This is a genomic window from Escherichia sp. HH41S, assembly GCF_009820115.1.
Classification (GTDB): Bacteria; Pseudomonadota; Gammaproteobacteria; order Enterobacterales; family Enterobacteriaceae; genus Escherichia; species Escherichia coli_F.
In genome coordinates this window covers 1-647 of the sequence record NZ_VNXE01000027.1, presented here as the reverse complement: position 1 = coordinate 647, position 647 = coordinate 1, and the positions used below count along the sequence as shown (strand labels likewise).

Annotated in this window: 1 protein-coding gene; it reads right to left on the bottom strand. The window is 60.7% G+C overall.

Annotated elements, in window-relative coordinates; genetic code table 11:
- Positions 1-647 (bottom strand): S49 family peptidase (locus tag FQZ95_RS06325; protein WP_160530016.1); only part of this gene is annotated, 647 nt, incomplete at both ends.

Below are 647 nucleotides of genomic sequence, written 5' to 3'. Positions count from 1 at the left end.
AGTTCATCAGCCAGTCCGGCATCAATGGCCTCCTGACCGCTGTACACTGCAGCCTCGGTATCCAGCACAGCCTGCACGGACAGGCCGGTATATGCCGACACCTTCTGTGCAAACATCCGGCGGGTTGCATCCATCCGGGACTGCAGTGTTTCCCGGACATCATCCGGTAGATGGCTGTAGGGGTTGCCATCCACCTTATGGCTGCCGCTGTAAATCAGCGTGATTTCCACGCCCTGTTTCTCCAGCGCAGCACCGTAATTACTGTGAGCCATCATGACGCCGATGGAGCCTGTCCGGGCGGTCTGCGTGACCAGACGTCGGGAGGCGGCGCTGGCAAGCAACTGACCTGCACTGCAGTTCATGTCGTTGGCCAGCGCCCATACCGGCTTTATGTCACGCATACGGGCGATGATGTCAGCGCAGTCAAATGCCCCTGCCACCATCCCGCCTGGCGTATCCATATCGAGCAGAATGCCGTCCACCATCGGGTCGCTGGTAGCCTGTTGCAGACGGGCGATAATGCCGTTGTAACCGGTCATCCCCGAATACGGCTGCAGCGCTCGCGTCCGACTGACCAGCGTGCCGGACACCGGCAGCACGGCGATGCCGTTCATGACCTGATAACTGCGGGCCTGTCGTGGTCCGTC